This window comes from Moritella sp. Urea-trap-13 (genome assembly GCF_002836355.1).
Lineage (GTDB): Bacteria > Pseudomonadota > Gammaproteobacteria > Enterobacterales > Moritellaceae > Moritella.
Map to the genome: position 1 here is coordinate 80,025 of NZ_PJCA01000028.1, position 16,399 is coordinate 96,423.

The window sequence follows — 16,399 nt, forward strand, 5'->3', positions numbered from 1 at the left end:
TCATTATGGATAACAAACGTCGTCAATTTCTAAAATCAGGTCTTGCTGTGGGTGGTGCTGGCGCTTTCGCAGCGGGTTACGCAACCACCACATCGCATGCGGTACATGGTCTTATCGAAGGCACTGCCGGGGAAAAAACCAAACACCCACATTATGGTAATTCGTTAACACCAGAATATAAAGTGACTGAAAACGGTAAGCTGATCAATAACCCGACGCAACGTGTAGCGCCATCAATGTGTTTTGGTTGTTGGACACTGTGTGGTTTACGGGTACGAGTGGATAACGCCAGCGACGAGATCTTACGTATCTCAGGCAATCCATATCACCCATTATCAAATGAACATCAGATCCCGTTTAATACGTCGGTGAAAGATGCTTATATAGGTATGGCTGGTGAAGCTGGATTAGACGGCAGATCAACTGCCTGCGCACGTGGTAACGGCATGATGGAAATTCGTAAAAGTCCGTATCGGATCACCCAGCCGTTAAAGCGTGTGGGTAACCGTGGCGAAGGTAAATGGCTACCAATTAGCTACGAACAGTTATTAACAGAAGTGGTTGAAGGCGGTGATCTATTTGGTGAAGGCCATGTTGACGGTCTACGCACGATCCGTGACTTAAAAACCCCCATTGATCCACTCAATCCAGAATATGGCCCGAAAGCTAATCAGTTATTAATGACTAACGCCGGTAATGAAGGTCGTGACGATCTATTTAAACGTTTTGCCTTTAACAGCTATGGCACACGTAATTTTGGTCACCATGGATCGTATTGTGGTTATGGTTTCCGTGCAGGCTCTGGCGCGCTGATGAATGATCTAAATAAATTCGCCCACGTGAAGCCGGATCTCGAAAATTGTGAGTTTGCTTTATATATCGGTATGTCTCCGGCTCAAGCTGGTAATCCATTTAAACGCCAAGCTCGTCAATTAGCCACGGCACGCACTAAAGGTAACTTTAGCTACACAGTGGTATCTCCAGCGCTACCAGCATCATCTAGCTTAGCGGCGGGTAACAATAATAACTGGCTACCAATCACACCCGGTACCGATTCAGCATTAGTATTGGGCATGATCCAGTGGATACTGGCTAACGATAAGTTTAATAAACCGTTCTTGTCACAACCCGGACCAAATGCGATGAAAACTGCGGGTACGGCGCACTGGTGTAATGCTACCCATCTGGTGATCAGTGATAACACTCATCCACGTTATGGGGCCTTTTTACGGGCGTCAGAAATGGATCTTCCGTTTACCGGTAAGCCACTATCAGAAACAGATCCGTATGTCGTCGTCGATGCCAACAGCGGTGATCTTTCGCTTCACACTCAAGATCAACCTGCACGCATCTTTGTTGATCAAATAGTCGAAACCAAGCAAGGATCCGTACAAGTTAAATCATCATTGCAGCATTTAAAAGAATCCGCATTTAAACATGATCTGGCTTTCTACAGTGCCCAATGTGATATCCCAGTAGCGACGATCACGGCACTGGCAAAACGCTTTACCAGTCACGGCACTAAAGCCGTAGTAGATAGCCATGGCGGTAACATGCACAGTAATGGTTTCTACAATGCCTATACCATCCTGATGCTCAACGCGCTGATTGGTAACATCAACCTTAAAGGTGGGGTGATGGCTAAATCAGGCGGTTATCCAACCTCAGGTAATGGCCCGCGTTATGACTTCACTAAATTCAAAAATAAAGTAAAACCCAAGGGGATCTTCTTATCGCGCAGTAAATTCCCGTACCAAAAAACCAGTGAGTATAAACGTCGCGTTGCTGCTGGAGAATCACCGTACCCAACACGATCACCTTGGTACCCGATCTCAGCGCCGTTATTAACCGAACATTTATCGGCTGCAGTGGATGGTTATCCGTATCGTGCTAAAGCTTGGATCAACCACATGGCGAACCCTATGTATGGCGTTCCCGGTTTAGCTAACTTACTGGGCGAGAAATTAAAAGATCCACGACAATTACCACTGATTGTTTCTGTTGATGCCTTCATTAATGAAACAACAGCGTTGTCCGATTACATAGTCCCAGATACCGTCACTTACGAAAGTTGGGGCATGACGACACCTTGGCATGGCGTTCCCACTAAAACAGTCACCGCACGTTGGCCGATTGTGAACGCATTAACAGAAAAAACTGCCGACGGTCGTTCAATCAATCTAGAAAATTTCTTAATTGATATCGCCAAAAAAATGCAGTTAGGTGGCTTTGGTGATAATGCCATTAGCGATAGCCAAGGTAACTGGCACGGTATTCATAATGCTGAAGATTTCTATCTACGCGCTGCCGCTAACTTAGCCTATGTAGCTAATGGCGTTCCTGCTGCAAGTAGTGAAGATATGGTGTTATCTGGATTGGCACGGTTATTACCTGATATGCAGCGGGTACTGACACCGGAAGAACTCGGTAAAGTGGCGTTTATCTTTGCCCGTGGCGGTCGCTTTGAAGATGCAACCCAAGCCTACAAAGGCGACGAAATGAAATATAAATGGCAAAAACCATTAGCAATTTGGAATGAAAAAGTCGGCACATCACGTAATACCATGACGGGTGAATATTATTCGGGCTGTCCTACATGGTATCCACAAAAATTAGCCGATGGCACACCGTTAACAGAAAAGTATCCAGCGACGGAATGGCCATTTACCTTAACCAACTTTAAATCGAATATTCACAGTGCGGTATCAAATCTGTCACCGCGGCTAAATTCGATTAAAGGTGTTAACCCAGTTTATATCCATCCGACTGATGCGGCGAAAATAGGCTTAACAACCGGTGCGATGTTTACCATTACCACACCAACAAGCGCGACCCAAGCAATGGCGTTAATCGTTGATGGAGTCAAACAGGGAACGTTAGGGTTTGAACATGGTTTTGGTCATACCGAACTCGGTGAGCGCGCCCATTGGATCGGCGATAAACAACAGCCAGTAAAAATGAAATCTCATGATGGGGTGAATATCAATGATATCGGTCTAATCGACCCAACTCGAGAAGGTAAAGGCGTATTACTCGATTGGGTGGTTGGTGCCGCAGCAAGACAAGCATTACCGGCTAAGATTAGCCTAGGTTAAGCAGAGCTAGAAGATTAAGGCTAATACCGCTTAACATTAACCATTAACTACTAATACAACAACGCCAAGTTTACCTAAGAAAACACTGTTAGCGTAAACTTGGCAATATCCACTACTCCGTACTCATTGAGCGACCATCAGCTGAAATAGCCTAGCAATCACATCACCCCTACAATAAATGTGGATAACCACAATAGTCATCCTCGGCTCAAACAGTCAAACTAATCACTATAATGTCATAGATACCCATCTACGACTCGAGCATACCAACATCACCTCGGAGACATACCATGCCCATAAATAATATATTCCGCAGCATCATTGGACTTAGCGCTTTGCTGTTAGTGCAAGCGCCCGCATTTTCAGCAACACCACCCGCGGCGATGGTATGTGAAAGTTGTCATGGCACTGCAGGTTTAGGCACGCCTAATCTAGCGCCGATGTTGGCAGGTATGGATAAAGATTATTTAGTCGAACAAATTAATCACTTTAAAAATGGTAATCGTAAGAATCCATCCATGACATCGATGGTCATGACCTTACCAACGCCAGAGTCCGTACAGCAAGTTGCTGCATTTTTTTCCTCTTTACCAGCACCGACCATCACTGATATTGAAAAACGTGGTGATAATGTCATCATTACCGACCCCGCTAGAAAACTTGTTTACCAAGGTGATTGGACACGCAATATCCCAGCCTGTGCTACATGTCATGGTCCGAGCGGTTTAGGCGTCGCGCATTTCCCGCGTCTAGCCAGCCAGCATGCCGATTATATCAGTAACCAATTAACAGCATGGCAAAGCAAACAGCGCACTGGCGATCACAACTACGTGATGGCAACCATAGCGCAGCAATTAACAGCCTCTGAAATCCAACATCTTGCGCAATACTTTGCGGCGATAAAATAAGGTCATCCAATGAAAACATTATCTCTTATCATCAGCGCAGGTTTATTGTTCACGACGTTTGCCAACGCAGAAGCTAATTTACCCGACCGCCAAACCGAACTACCAGCGCATGCCAAAGTGGCAAGCAGTGAATACCTAGTCCCGCGAGATTTAGCCACTATCCCAAATACTGAGTTTGGTAACAAAGTAAAACAAGGTTATTCACTATTCGTTAATTCGCAAACCATGCGTGGTCAATACGTGGGTAATGAACAAAATTGTGCCAACTGCCACATGCAAGCGGGTATGAAAGCCAATTCTGCACCGCTATGGGGCGCATTCATGGCTTACCCTGCCTATCGTAAAAAGAACGATAAGGTAAATACCTACGCTGAACGTATTCAAGGTTGTTTTAAATATTCAATGAACGGCGTCGCGCCTACGCTTGATTCACCAGAGCTGGTCGCCTTAACCGCTTATTCATATTGGTTAGCGATGGGTGGCTTGTTAGATAAATACGATATGCAAAGTACGCCTATTCCAGAAATGAGTGACGCTGTCGTACAACTTGGCGGTAAAGCAGATTCATTTGTATTACCAGAAAAAATTGCGGCAGCGCTACCAATTGAACAGCGTAACAAGCTAGCTGGTCGTGGTTATCCTAAATTAGCCAAGTCAGCAGAAACGCCATCTCTGGAGCGCGGTGCAATTGTCTATAAGCAAACCTGTTCAACTTGCCATGGTGATAATGGCCAAGGTTTGAAACAAGATGGGGTGCAATCATTCCCACCACTCTGGGGTGAAGGCTCCTTTAACTGGGGCGCGGGGATGCACCGCGTGAATACCGCAGCCTTCTTTATTTATGAAAACATGCCATTGGGTAAAAGCATCCAGCTAAGCGAACAGCAAGCATGGGATGTCGCCGCGTTTATGAATAGCCATGAGCGCCCACAAGATCCGCGTTTTACGGGTGACTTGAAAGCCAATAAAGAGCAGTACCATAACCACCAAGGTTATTACGGTAAAACTGTTAACGGTAAAGTCGTTGGCGAAAATGCCTTTCCTGCTAAAGCGATGGATTAATTCCATCATCAATAAAGAGCCTCAACCCAGGGGTTAAGGCTCATTATTTCAATACTAAAAAATTGACGATTAAACGGTGTTAGCTAATTCTCCACGCTCATCCGGTTGCAGTTCCAACTCTGCTTGCGACAGCAATGCGAACTCTTCTTCCGCGCTGTCAGCTATCAGGTTGTGCTTACTGACAAAGAAATAATACAGGCCACCAATCACAAATAATCCGAATGTAAGATTAAATGCGCGTGGGTCAAATGCATATACCCCAGTCAAGGCAACTAAAGACAGTAACAACGAAATTGATGATGTCACAACACCACCCGGCGTTTTGTAAGGACGAATTAAGTCAGGCTGTTTAATACGTAATAATATATGACTGAGTGACATCAGGGCATAAGATACCGTCGCACCGACTACCGCCATGGCTAAAATCAAATCTCCCTCGCCACTTAATGACACTAAAAACCCAAATACACCCGGAACAATCAATGCTCTTGAAGGTACTTTACGTTTGCTCGTTAACGACAATGAGCTAGGTAGATAACCCGCACGTGACAACGCAAATACCAACCGACTATAACCATAAATAATAGAGAAAAACGACGCTACTAGTCCAGCAAGACCCAAGACATTGACCCAAGTTGCTAACGTTTCATTACCACTGATTTTTAATGCATCCACTAACGGCACAGCACTCTTACCAATCACGTCAGCACCAACGGCTCCAGCTAACAGTACCACTACTAACAATGCAGTAAAGAGTAGGAATATCATCGCAGCGATAATACCTTTCGGCACATCTTTTGCGGGATCTTTTGCTTCCTCGGCAGCAAGCGGAACCCCTTCAACAGCCAAGAATAACCACATTGCAAAAGGTAATGCCGCCCATACGCCATACCAACCCATAGGCATAAATTCAGATGCACCAACAGCATCAGTGACCGCAATATCGTATAAATTATTGACATCAAATTCACCAATTAAGGCTACAGCGGTAGCAATAATAGCGAATACAGCCAGACCACTGATCACCATCATCACTTTTAATGCTTCACCGACACCCGCTAAGTGAATACCAATAAAGACCAAATAAAATAATGCATATACGAAAGGGCCATCGACACCAAGCAATGCATTAACCGCAGAGCCGATAAAGATAACGATTGCAGCAGGTGCCAGCGCATATTCGATCAATATTGCGAGCCCAGTAAGATAGCCACCAGCCGGCCCCATGGCCTGACGAGCAAAACTATAACCACCGCCTGCTGCGGGGATCGCAGCAGACATTTCCGCCAGTGATAACACCAAGGTATAATACATCAACCCCATTAATACCGAGGCAATGGCAAAGCCACCCCATCCTGCTTGAGCAAAACCAAAGTTCCAGCCAGCAAAATCACCCGATATCACGTATGACACACCCAAACCAGCCAATAAGAGCCAACCTGCAGTTCCCTTTTTCAATTGTCTCTTCGCGAGATATTCCTTATGATCAGACATGCTATATCCTTATTTTAGTTTGTTTTCGAAAGTAAAAAATTTTGTGTATCCTGCAGCGTTTCAACCACCTTTGTATCAGAGCGATCTTTTAGGCTCACCCCAGACAGTGATAATCGACGTGCTTCTGTTAACAGGTAAAAAGCCCGTAAACTAGCTTCGTTATAGCTCAACCCCTCGGGACGTACGTTAGAAATACAATTACGACTCGAATCATCAAGCCCACGTTTAGGTGCCCAGGTAAGGTACATGCCTAAGCTATCAGGTGAACTCAGTCCAGGGCGCTCACCAATCAACACCAAAACAGCCTTAGCATGGAGTAATTCACCAATATCATCACCGATCGCGACACGACCTTGTTCGACAACAATGATAGGAGCGACAGTCCATGAATTAGTTTTATCCGCCGCTAAGTGCAATGCTATTAAGGAAATAACAGCAACAGCATGATCTTGCACAGCCCGGGAAGACAACCCATCTGCAACCACAATTACTAGGTCATATTCTGTCTGTGTCATTTGTTGATAATCAGTTAGTTTTTGACATGAGATATCATTAAGCTGACGTCCGAGATCAGGCCGCTGCAAATACATAATGCGATCAGCAACGGCACTGTGTAACACCAAGGGCTCGGCTAACATGACTGGTGTCTGCATTAACGTTAAGTCATTACATAACAAATGAATATCGAGTGGTGTATGCACTGCATCTTTAGCCTGTGCATGGGCCAATTGAAATTTAAATAACTCATCACTCGGGATACTATTACCCACTCGCCCTAAACCAATCCGAGCATTGGTGAAACGTCTTAATTTACGCCACGGGTTTGTCACAACGGAATCGGATTGCGGCGCAATTAACTCATGCAGATCAGACATAGCATTCCCCCTTAGGTAAGTTATTTAATTGTTTTGAAAAGCGTTCAGGAATGGCGTTATTAAGGACCACATCAGCGGTATCATCAAACAATTGCATCTTCGTCAGCCATTGTTCAAATTCAGGGGCAGGACGTAAACCTAAGACACGACGCGCATACAAAGCATCATGGAATGACGTCGTTTGATAGTTCAGCATAATGTCATCCGACCCTGGAATGCCCATGATGAAAGAACATTCTGCAACGCCGAGTAAGGTAAGTAAGTTATCCATATCATTTTGATCGGCATAAGCATGATTGGTGTAACAAATATCACAGCCCATAGGGAGGCCAAGTAACTTGCCACAGAAATGGTCTTCTAAACCAGCGCGGATGATTTGTTTACCGTCAAATAAATATTCAGGACCAATAAAGCCCACCACAGTGTTCACTAATAAAGGTTTAAATTTCCTCGCCACAGCATAAGCGCGGGTTTCGCACGTTTGCTGATCGATATTATGATGAGCATTCGCCGACAGTGAGCTACCCTGTCCAGTTTCAAAATACATGACATTGTTACCAACCGTGCCACGATTCAATGATAATGCAGCGTCATTCGCCTCTGCCAATATATTGAGATCAAAACCAAAACTCTGGTTTGTTCCTTCTGTACCACCAATAGATTGAAATACCAGGTCAACAGGTGATCCCTGCTCAATCGCTTCAATCGTATTCGTCACATGCGTTAATACACATGATTGTGTCGGGATCTCGTATTGCTGAATAACCTCATCCATCAGTGTTAACAATTTCGATGCCTGCGCAACATTATCAGTCGCAGGATTAATACCGATTACCGCATCTCCACTGCCATACATCAAACCATCAAAAATACTGGCGGCAATACCATTCACATCATCCGTCGGGTGATTAGGTTGAAGCCGGGTAGATAAGCGTTTATCCAAGCCAATCGTATTGCGAAACGCCGTGGTCACCTGGCATTTTTTAGCCACCAGAATAAGATCTTGGTTACGCATTATCTTACTCACCGCCGCTGCCATTTCTGGCGTGATCCCCAACCGTAAACGATTTAATATCAGTGGTGTGGCAGCGTCAGTGAGTAGCCAATTTCTAAAGTCACCCACGGTGAAATGTGCAATAATCGCAAAAGCTTCAACATCATGTTCGTCCATAATAAGGCGAGTCACTTCATCTTTTTCGTAAGGGATAATTGCTTCATTAAGAAATGTTTTCAACGGTAATGCTGCCAGTGTCATTTGCGCAACCACGCGTTCTTCGGCGGTCAGCGCCATAACACCAGCGAGTTTGTCTCCAGAACGTTCAGGTGTTGCTTTAGCAAGTAGGTCTGCTAAAGATTTGAATTGATATATTTTACTACCAAGTTGGTGACGGTAAGCAGCGTTCATACTTTGACCTCAAATAGCTTCTGTAAACGTTTTGCACAGATTAGGATTAATACTTGCATGAATAAAACAAAAGCGAGGATCGTTCCAATCGCCTATCAGATTTAGGCAAATATTAAAAACCATTAAAATCAATAAGTTGAAATTACATTGCTGCATAGAAGAGCATAGTCATAAAGAGGTAATTAGAGATGAGCGATAAGTCCGACAACATCATTGCACCATGTTTGAGCATCTATGAAGCAGATGATGCAAACAGGCATGCCAATAACTTATCGCTTTGGTCACAAGAATATGATCAATTTAGTCAGGGTGCTTTTTATGGCCGTATTAACGAGGTCGCCTTAGCGCACATAAGTGTCTTTAAGGAATACACCAATCAATCATTACGACAACAATGTAATATTAACGACGGGGGGATCTGGCTCGGGTTTAGTACAAATAATAAATGTTGCCGCATAAATGGTCTCAATACACCAGAAAACACCATCATGTGTAGAACCGGACAACAAGATTTCGAATTAATCACCCCCAAAGATTTTAATATTTTTGGTATTGTCATCGAGCAACCAGCATTACAACAGGCTTTTGATAAACAGCATTTGGCGTTGGATAGCATCACCTCAGACCCAATTTTACTGCCCGGTAGTCCAAGCAATACCATTACCGCATTACGATTTTTTACAGAACGTTTGTTAGCCTCTAAATTACTCAACATAACCAGTCGTATACAAGAAGATATTCTGATTGCTGCTACGGTTGAATTACTAATGCAGAACCAACCTCTAATAACAACACGCGTCAGTTATCGCAAACGTAAAACGACTGTCGACGCCATTACTCAATACATCCAAACCACCGCTTATCCAACGACGATTAGTGAACTTTGTGGTATCGCCAACGTGAGCAGACGCACCCTGCAATATAGCTTTGAATCAATATTAGGTATTAGTCCTCAGCGTTTTATTCGCCTTACTCGTTTAAACCACATACGACGAGAACTCAGTGAGCCAACTCAAACCAAACCCATAGTGGATATAGCGCTTGATTACGGATTTTATCATCCAGGCGCATTTTCTCAGGACTATAAGTTACTGTTTGGTGAAAGCCCATCCATCACACGGCAACGCCACATGATTAGTCAATTGCCCTTTCCACACTCTGACAAATAATATCTCTCACCCATTTATGCCCAGGTTCATCGTTGTTACGCTCATGCCATAACAGCACATACACTAATGACGAAAAGTCGATCGGCAGAGGTAATTGCACCAAGTCATATAACTTCTGCGCATGAGAGACAAAACACGAGGGTAAGGTAAGCACTAAATCGCTGTGGGCACAGACGCTAGCAGCGCCGTAAAAATCCGGTAATGTGGCGCAGATATGACGGTGTTGTCCTGACTCTGCTAATTGATAATCGAGTAACCACCAATCATTGCCTTCACAGCGCACCTGCACATGCGACATACTCAAATAGGTTTCAACATCCCACTGTCCGGCATTAATACTGGCTAACATCGGGTGGTCACTGCGCACTAAGCAGACTTGGTTATCGGTAAATAAACGCTGATGGGCAATGCCATCCGGTAGGTTATTCAAGCGAAAATCAGCGGTTGGGTGTAACTCCCTAGCGGTAATGCCAAAATCAATTTGCCCTTGCTGCAAGTCTAATAATGACTTTTCATTCCAGCCATAGATTTCTAAATTCAGCTTCGGTGCTTGCGATAGAATAGGGCCAATATAATAAGGCAGTAAAGTTTCATAGGCACTTTCCAGCATGGCAAACGAAAACTGGCGATGGCTTTTTGCGGGCTCAAAACTCGGCGGTAAACTGATCTGATACAAACCTTGCAGTATCGTCGGCAATTGCGCTTTTAACTGCAAAGCATGCGCGGTCGGTTTTAGTCCATGAGCGGTACGTAAAAATAACGGATCATCTAAAGTATCGCGTAAGCGGGTGAGGCTTTTACTTAATGCCGACTGGCTCAAGTGCAAACGGTTGGCTGCACGGGTAACGCTCTCTTCTTCCAGCAAGATCTGTAAGATAACTAAGAGGTTTAAATCTATTCTGGCGAGATTATCTAAATTCATAAGATATTCCTTAAAGGAAATTCACTCCTGACATTATACCACTTCCATTCATAACACGCTTTACGTAAACTGCCCCGCATTAAACCAGCCTTTTTTACTCGAGAATAACAATGCGCCGAAATATATTACCTATTTTGATGGCCATGGTGGTATTAAGCCCCCTCGCTATCGATATTTACCTGCCTTCAATGCCGACAATGGCCACCGAGTTTCAGGTATCCTCAAGTGAAATCCAATCCACCTTAGTATTATTTTTATTTGCCATGGGTATTGGTCAGATATTAATAGGGCCACTAGCCGATCGTTTTGGCCGTCGTCCAGTCGCTATCGGCGGCGTAATCCTGTATTGCTTAAGCAGTCTACTTGCTGCAGGCGCGGCTGAATTTCATTGGTTACAAATAGCGCGAGTATTACAAGGTATCGCGGCTTGTGCCACTTCAATCGTGGTATTTAGTGCCGTACGAGATAGCTTTGATTCTAAAGTAAGCGCGCATTACTACAGTTATTTAAATGGCGTGATCTGTGTTATCCCAGCATTAGCACCAACACTAGGTGGTCTATTAGCATTGCAGTTTGGCTGGCGTTCGACGTTTATCTTCATGGCGATATACGGTTTAATCATACTTGCACTGATCATCAGAAAATTACCTGAGACTCGCCCAGATAATACCGATACATCCGGCTCGCTTTATCACTGGGATCGCTTTAAACCTGTGTTACACGATGCCCACTTTATGTTTTATGCCGTTGCTTGCATGGTTGGTATGGCTTCAATCTTAACCTATGTCTCTTATGCACCCGATTGGTTGATCCGCAACTTAGGTATCGCCGAGTTAGAGTTTAGTGGTTTATTTGGTCTGAATGCCATCGTTAATATCGCCGCTTGTTTTACCGCGCCGTTAGTGATTAAACGCTTTGGTAATCGCCCTACGGTTATTATTGCTCTACTCGCTTTATTATCATCTGCCGTATTACAGTTAGTGGTACAACAATGGGGACCAACGACTGGTATGTCAGCTGCCTTTGCCTTTATGCTACCTATGATGTTGCTTTGCATTGGTTTTGCATTATTGCTTGGTCCAGCAACCAGTATGGCATTAGCTGCATTTGGTGAACGCGCAGGCACAGCCGCCGCTATGTTAGGTTGTATCCAGATGAGTGGCGCAGCATTGCTTGCCGGCTTAATTCAACAAACTGATTTAACAGCCCCTTACGCGGTAATTGTCTTGATGGGTGGTTTGTCTCTGGTATTACTGGCGATCATGCTAACACCACGTCTTGATCATTGGCACCAAGAACAAGCTCAGCATTAAATGCCGCAATGAACGGGTTCGACTACACTGAAAGAACTCGTTCATTACCTAGGCCGTTATCATGCAGAATGAAAAACATCCCCTATCGCACGAATTCCCAGACCACGCTATCGACATCGCCAAGTTAAAAAGCGACGATCCCGGATTTACCGCCCTAGCCAAAGAATACCATCAACTCGACCACCATATTTACGGCCTTGAAGCCAGTGGTATTCCCACCACAGACAGTCACTTTAGCGAATTAAAAAGTCGTCGCGTGGCCTTAAAAGATAAGATTTATCAAAAGCTCACTCAAGGTGATTTTTAATTTTCCCACTTCCATTTAGCCACAAAAGCCTTACACTGACGTTAACAGTACTAGGCATTAAAGGAATTTGGAATGACGGAAGAAAATAGCCAAGATAAACATCAACAAAAGATGCAAAAGATCCAGAGCACTGTCGCGAAACGTGTAGATAAAGCCACTGAAGAACGTGGTATTTTGATCATCATGACAGGTAACGGTAAAGGTAAAACCTGCGCTGGTTTTGGTAATGTGATCCGCTGTATTGGCCATGGCTTTAATGCCGGTGTAGTGCAATTTATCAAAGGAACCTGGGCAGCGGGTGAAGTTAAATTTATCCAGCAGGTTCGTCCAGATATGCCTTACCATGCGATGAAAACCGGTTTTACTTGGGATACCCAAGATAAAGCCGCCGATATCGCGGCAGCAGAAACAGCATGGGAACATGCTAAAGCCATGCTCGCAAATCCGGATCTAAAAATGGTGTTATTAGATGAACTGACTTACATGCTCAGTTACCAATATTTAGATCTAGAAGAAGTACTTAGCGCTATCCGTAACCGCCCTGTTGATCAGACTGTTATCGTCACAGGTCGCAGTGCCCACAAAGATCTCGTGGCAATGGCAGACACGGTAAGTGAAGTCAGAGAAGAAAAACACGCCTTTCGCTCAGGCATTAAAGCGCAAATAGGGATTGACTGGTAATGGATGAATTATCACTACATGAAACGCGCGTATTAGGCGCATTAATCGAAAAAGAACACACAACGCCAGATACTTACCCACTGTCGTTAAATTCATTAACGTCAGCATGTAATCAAAAAAGCAGCCGTGAGCCAGTACTGTCATTAAGCCAAGACGAAGTACAAAACATTGTTGATGACTTGGTGAAAAAACACTTAGTGATAAACGATGAAAATGGCGGTAAACGCAGCGCTAAAATTCGTCATCGTTTTGGTAATACTGAGTTCAGTAAAATTCGTTTTAACCCACAACAATTAGCTATTTTGACGCTATTATTTTTACGTGGGCCGCAAACACCGGGTGAACTAAGAACCCGCTCAGCGCGCCAGCATGCATTTAATGATGTACAAGAAGTTGAAACGGCATTAGATCAGCTAGCCAATCATGAACAAGGTCCGTTTATCGTTAAACTGGATAGAGAGCCAGGACAAAGTGCTTGCCGCTATGCCCATCTATTCAGTGGTCCAGTCGCTTCGACAGTTAGCACAACGGATAGCTCAGCACAGACTAGAAACAACAGCGCCGATGAGAATAACGCATTAGCCACTCGCGTTGATGAACTAGAACATGAAGTCGCGACGCTGAAAGCGCAGTTAACAGCGTTACAAGAAACTGTGTCAGCGTTAATTGACTAGTTCTGTTAGCGAATAACAGTTAACTTGTATAAATAAAATAACTGCACTAAAAATAAGTACTAAAAAAGGGAGTCAAATGCGATGACTCCCGACTTCACTATCGACCATAAACTATGTAAATAACGATATTATTATAATTAATTTATCGCCAATTCTTTCGCTAAATAGTCTACCAACATACGTACTTTCGGCGACAGATGACGATTTTGCGGATATAACGCCCACACAGCATCATCCGGTTCGCGGTAGTTTGGCAGCAATTCAATCAGTAGACCTTGGTTAATATATTCCTGCACATAATAATCGGGCAATTGCACGATACCGACGCCTTTCAACGCCGCATCGACTAATACAGGGCCACTGTTACAGCTAAAATTACCTTTCACGCGAATATTACGGGCTTTGCCTTTTTCCTGAAAACGCCAGTAATCCAAAGTACCTGATAAGCAATTATGACGGTCTAATTCTGACAAGGTATGCGGGGCACCAAAGGCACTTAAATATTCCGGCGCGGCGCAAACATATTGCTTACGGGTCGCAAGCCGTTTACCGATCATAGATGAATCACCTAACTGACCGAGACGAATGGCTAAATCAAAGCCTTCATCGATTAAATCAATCTGCTGATTAGATAATACTAATTGCACTTCTAGCTCAGGATACTGGATCACAAAGTCATTTACTAACGGTGCCACACTGCGTTCACCATAGGTGATTGGCGCGGTTATTTTTAACTTACCTTTTGGCGTGCTTTGTAAATTGCTGATGGCACGTTCAGCATCAGCTAAACCATCCATTACCTGACGACAATGTTGATAGTAAATGCCACCCACTTCAGTCACAGATACTTTACGCGTGGTCCGGTAGAATAACTTTGCCGACAAGCGCTCTTCAAGTGCCGAAACCTGTCGACTCACTTGCGCCGTCGAGATCCCTAAACGCTTGGCCGCCGCGGTAAAACTTTCGGTTTCAGCAACCGCAACAAACTCACTGACACCAGACCAATCACTCATCAATACATTCTCTTATTCAACTGTTAAGTAACAATTATAAGTTATTAGCCACAATAAACCTAAATTATTACTATGCAGTAAAAGTGATTTGCTTATCGAGCTAATTATCATCTGCTAATAACTCCCCTATAATCTCGCCTTAATTACTGATATCCAGTAACTCTCACGAGAAAGATTATGCTATCTACTATCAAGCGTTCATTGCCATTGCAACTACTGACTGCCGCTATTCTGGCTTGGATTTTTGCCACAATAATGCCCACTGTAGCCAATATTACCGAGCCCGTGGCTGAACACGTTACAGAACAAACTTGGTATCAATTAATCTTGTTAGGCAAGACCACCTATACCGGTTTACTTAAAATGGTTATCGGCTTAGTAGTCATGCTGTCGTTAATGCAGGGTATTACCAATATAGGTTCAACGCTAAAATTAAAAACCTTAGGCGTAAGCACCCTCGCTTTTTACAGCTTAACGTCGATTATCGCGATCAGTCTCGGGCTCGGTGCTGCGCTGTTAATGCCAGAATGGCAGCCACTTGTTGAGCCAGTCGTTGTTGCTGACCACATTAATTTAATTGAACAAGATACAGTAACAGGCTCCAGCATTACCGCTAAATTATTGACGATGGCGTTAGTGAATCCTTTTTCAGCCTTGGTTAACGGCAACCTGTTAGCGATTGTTTTATTCTCGTTGTTATTTTCAGTATCGCTATTACGTTCATTGCCACAAAATCATGTGGTATTTACTGTGATTGCAGGTTTGAATACAGGCTTAAATAAATTAGTACAGAGCATTATTCGTCTCGCACCGATTGCCGTGTTTGCCATCGTATTTGAGTTTACCGTCACTGGTAATACCGGCTTATTTGGCCAGTTGGCGCTGTTCGCCTTGTTAGTATTTGTACTAACCCTTATCCACGGTCTGATTGTATTACCGACTCTGGCTAAAATTTTTACTGGCATTAAATTTAGCACTTTGTTTAAAGCCATATCCGCACCACTAGCGATGGCGTTTGCCACGTCATCAAGCTCCGCAACTCTACCACTATCTATGCAAGCCGCAGAGAACGAGCTGGGCATATCACAAAGTACCAGCAGTTTTGTTCTGCCGCTTGGCGCGGTGATGAATATGGATGGTACCGCCTTGTTTGAAGGTGTTGCTGCCATCTTCCTCGCGCAGTTATTTGGTATTGATTTAACGACCACAGGTGTCGTAATGATATTTATCATGGCGATGGTATCGTCAGTCGGCGCGCCAGGTATGCCATCAGGTTCGATGTCAGGCATGCAGTTGGTGATGTTAGCAGCCGGTATTCCATTAGAAGGCATCGCCATCTTACTTATTATCGAACGTCCACTCGATACATTTAGAACTGCAGTGAATGTTGAAGGTGATTTGATTGCCGCCTTAGTTGTTGATAAATGGCAGCAGGATAAAATATAATCGCACCTAACTCGCGTTATTAAGGTCGGAAAAGA

General features: G+C 44.1%; 14 protein-coding genes. 9 read left to right on the forward strand and 5 right to left on the reverse strand.

Annotated features, from left to right (window positions below; all coding sequences use genetic code 11):
* Positions 1 to 5: 5 nt before the first annotated feature.
* The 3 genes from CXF93_RS06405 (at position 6) to CXF93_RS06415 (ending at position 5,065) form a co-directional block, all read left to right on the forward strand.
* Positions 6 to 3,095: a tetrathionate reductase subunit A gene (locus CXF93_RS06405; RefSeq protein WP_101061609.1), complete on the forward strand. Its 3,090-nt coding sequence runs from the start codon at positions 6 to 8 to the stop codon at positions 3,093 to 3,095.
* A gap of 290 nt (positions 3,096 to 3,385) precedes the next feature.
* Positions 3,386 to 4,003 (forward strand): c-type cytochrome, encoded by a 618-nt coding sequence (locus CXF93_RS06410; protein WP_101061610.1) that lies wholly within the window; start codon positions 3,386 to 3,388, stop codon positions 4,001 to 4,003.
* Positions 4,004 to 4,012: 9 nt separating this feature from the next.
* Complete coding sequence (locus CXF93_RS06415; RefSeq protein ID WP_101061611.1) at positions 4,013 to 5,065, forward strand: c-type cytochrome; 1,053 nt, start codon at positions 4,013 to 4,015, stop codon at positions 5,063 to 5,065.
* Positions 5,066 to 5,134: 69 nt separating this feature from the next.
* On the opposite strand, the gene eat is transcribed toward CXF93_RS06415, so the two are convergent.
* The 3 genes from eat to CXF93_RS06430 are packed head-to-tail and all read right to left on the reverse strand — an operon-like array spanning position 5,135 to position 8,839.
* Entirely contained in the window at positions 5,135 to 6,559 is a 1,425-nt protein-coding gene (gene eat, locus CXF93_RS06420) for an ethanolamine permease (RefSeq protein WP_101061612.1), read from the reverse strand.
* A gap of 14 nt (positions 6,560 to 6,573) precedes the next feature.
* Positions 6,574 to 7,434, reverse strand: a complete 861-nt coding sequence (gene eutC, locus CXF93_RS06425; RefSeq protein ID WP_101061613.1) for an ethanolamine ammonia-lyase subunit EutC — start codon at positions 7,432 to 7,434, stop codon at positions 6,574 to 6,576.
* Positions 7,427 to 8,839 (reverse strand): ethanolamine ammonia-lyase subunit EutB, encoded by a 1,413-nt coding sequence (locus CXF93_RS06430; RefSeq protein WP_101061614.1) that lies wholly within the window; start codon positions 8,837 to 8,839, stop codon positions 7,427 to 7,429. The genes eutC and CXF93_RS06430 overlap by 8 nt, the downstream gene beginning before the upstream one ends.
* Before the next feature lie 188 nt (positions 8,840 to 9,027).
* On the opposite strand from CXF93_RS06430, the gene CXF93_RS06435 reads away from it, so the two are divergent.
* Entirely contained in the window at positions 9,028 to 10,008 is a 981-nt protein-coding gene (locus tag CXF93_RS06435) for a helix-turn-helix domain-containing protein (RefSeq protein WP_101061615.1), read from the forward strand.
* Here the strand turns inward: CXF93_RS06435 and CXF93_RS06440 are convergent.
* Entirely contained in the window at positions 9,974 to 10,930 is a 957-nt protein-coding gene (locus tag CXF93_RS06440) for a LysR substrate-binding domain-containing protein (protein WP_101061616.1), read from the reverse strand. The two genes, CXF93_RS06435 and CXF93_RS06440, sit on opposite strands and share 35 nt — an antisense overlap.
* Positions 10,931 to 11,040: 110 nt before the next feature.
* On the opposite strand from CXF93_RS06440, the gene CXF93_RS06445 reads away from it, so the two are divergent.
* From CXF93_RS06445 to CXF93_RS06460, 4 genes are all read left to right on the forward strand, one after another.
* Entirely contained in the window at positions 11,041 to 12,243 is a 1,203-nt protein-coding gene (locus tag CXF93_RS06445; protein WP_101061617.1) for a multidrug effflux MFS transporter, read from the forward strand.
* Between the two features lie 61 nt (positions 12,244 to 12,304).
* A complete protein-coding gene (locus CXF93_RS06450) occupies positions 12,305 to 12,550 on the forward strand; it encodes a YdcH family protein (protein ID WP_101061618.1) in 246 nt (81 codons plus the stop codon).
* A gap of 72 nt (positions 12,551 to 12,622) precedes the next feature.
* Entirely contained in the window at positions 12,623 to 13,231 is a 609-nt protein-coding gene (gene cobO / locus CXF93_RS06455) for a cob(I)yrinic acid a,c-diamide adenosyltransferase (protein WP_101061619.1), read from the forward strand.
* Positions 13,231 to 13,905, forward strand: coding sequence for a YceH family protein (locus CXF93_RS06460; RefSeq protein WP_101061620.1), 675 nt, complete (start codon positions 13,231 to 13,233; stop codon positions 13,903 to 13,905). Before cobO ends, CXF93_RS06460 begins: the two co-directional genes overlap by 1 nt.
* 137 nt (positions 13,906 to 14,042) lie before the next feature.
* On the opposite strand, the gene CXF93_RS06465 is transcribed toward CXF93_RS06460, so the two are convergent.
* Positions 14,043 to 14,918, reverse strand: coding sequence for a LysR substrate-binding domain-containing protein (locus CXF93_RS06465; RefSeq protein WP_017222396.1), 876 nt, complete (start codon positions 14,916 to 14,918; stop codon positions 14,043 to 14,045).
* A gap of 177 nt (positions 14,919 to 15,095) precedes the next feature.
* Here CXF93_RS06465 and CXF93_RS06470 point away from each other — a divergent pair, with 177 nt between their 5' ends.
* Entirely contained in the window at positions 15,096 to 16,364 is a 1,269-nt protein-coding gene (locus tag CXF93_RS06470; protein WP_101061621.1) for a dicarboxylate/amino acid:cation symporter, read from the forward strand.
* Positions 16,365 to 16,399 lie beyond the last annotated feature (35 nt).

What these genes read in the sequence shown, in the direction of transcription:
- CXF93_RS06465 (WP_017222396.1), bottom strand. Translation starts at nt 14,918, where the DNA reads ATGAGTGATTGGTCTGGTGTCAGTGAGTTTGTTGCGGTTGCTGAAACC.
- CXF93_RS06410 (WP_101061610.1), top strand. Translation starts at nt 3,386, where the DNA reads ATGCCCATAAATAATATATTCCGCAGCATCATTGGACTTAGCGCTTTG.
- CXF93_RS06415 (WP_101061611.1), top strand. Translation starts at nt 4,013, where the DNA reads ATGAAAACATTATCTCTTATCATCAGCGCAGGTTTATTGTTCACGACG.
- CXF93_RS06435 (WP_101061615.1), top strand. Translation starts at nt 9,028, where the DNA reads ATGAGCGATAAGTCCGACAACATCATTGCACCATGTTTGAGCATCTAT.
- cobO (WP_101061619.1), top strand. Translation starts at nt 12,623, where the DNA reads ATGACGGAAGAAAATAGCCAAGATAAACATCAACAAAAGATGCAAAAG.
- CXF93_RS06405 (WP_101061609.1), top strand. Translation starts at nt 6, where the DNA reads ATGGATAACAAACGTCGTCAATTTCTAAAATCAGGTCTTGCTGTGGGT.
- CXF93_RS06450 (WP_101061618.1), top strand. Translation starts at nt 12,305, where the DNA reads ATGCAGAATGAAAAACATCCCCTATCGCACGAATTCCCAGACCACGCT.
- CXF93_RS06460 (WP_101061620.1), top strand. Translation starts at nt 13,231, where the DNA reads ATGGATGAATTATCACTACATGAAACGCGCGTATTAGGCGCATTAATC.
- CXF93_RS06445 (WP_101061617.1), top strand. Translation starts at nt 11,041, where the DNA reads ATGCGCCGAAATATATTACCTATTTTGATGGCCATGGTGGTATTAAGC.
- CXF93_RS06440 (WP_101061616.1), bottom strand. Translation starts at nt 10,930, where the DNA reads ATGAATTTAGATAATCTCGCCAGAATAGATTTAAACCTCTTAGTTATC.
- CXF93_RS06430 (WP_101061614.1), bottom strand. Translation starts at nt 8,839, where the DNA reads ATGAACGCTGCTTACCGTCACCAACTTGGTAGTAAAATATATCAATTC.
- eutC (WP_101061613.1), bottom strand. Translation starts at nt 7,434, where the DNA reads ATGTCTGATCTGCATGAGTTAATTGCGCCGCAATCCGATTCCGTTGTG.
- eat (WP_101061612.1), bottom strand. Translation starts at nt 6,559, where the DNA reads ATGTCTGATCATAAGGAATATCTCGCGAAGAGACAATTGAAAAAGGGA.
- CXF93_RS06470 (WP_101061621.1), top strand. Translation starts at nt 15,096, where the DNA reads ATGCTATCTACTATCAAGCGTTCATTGCCATTGCAACTACTGACTGCC.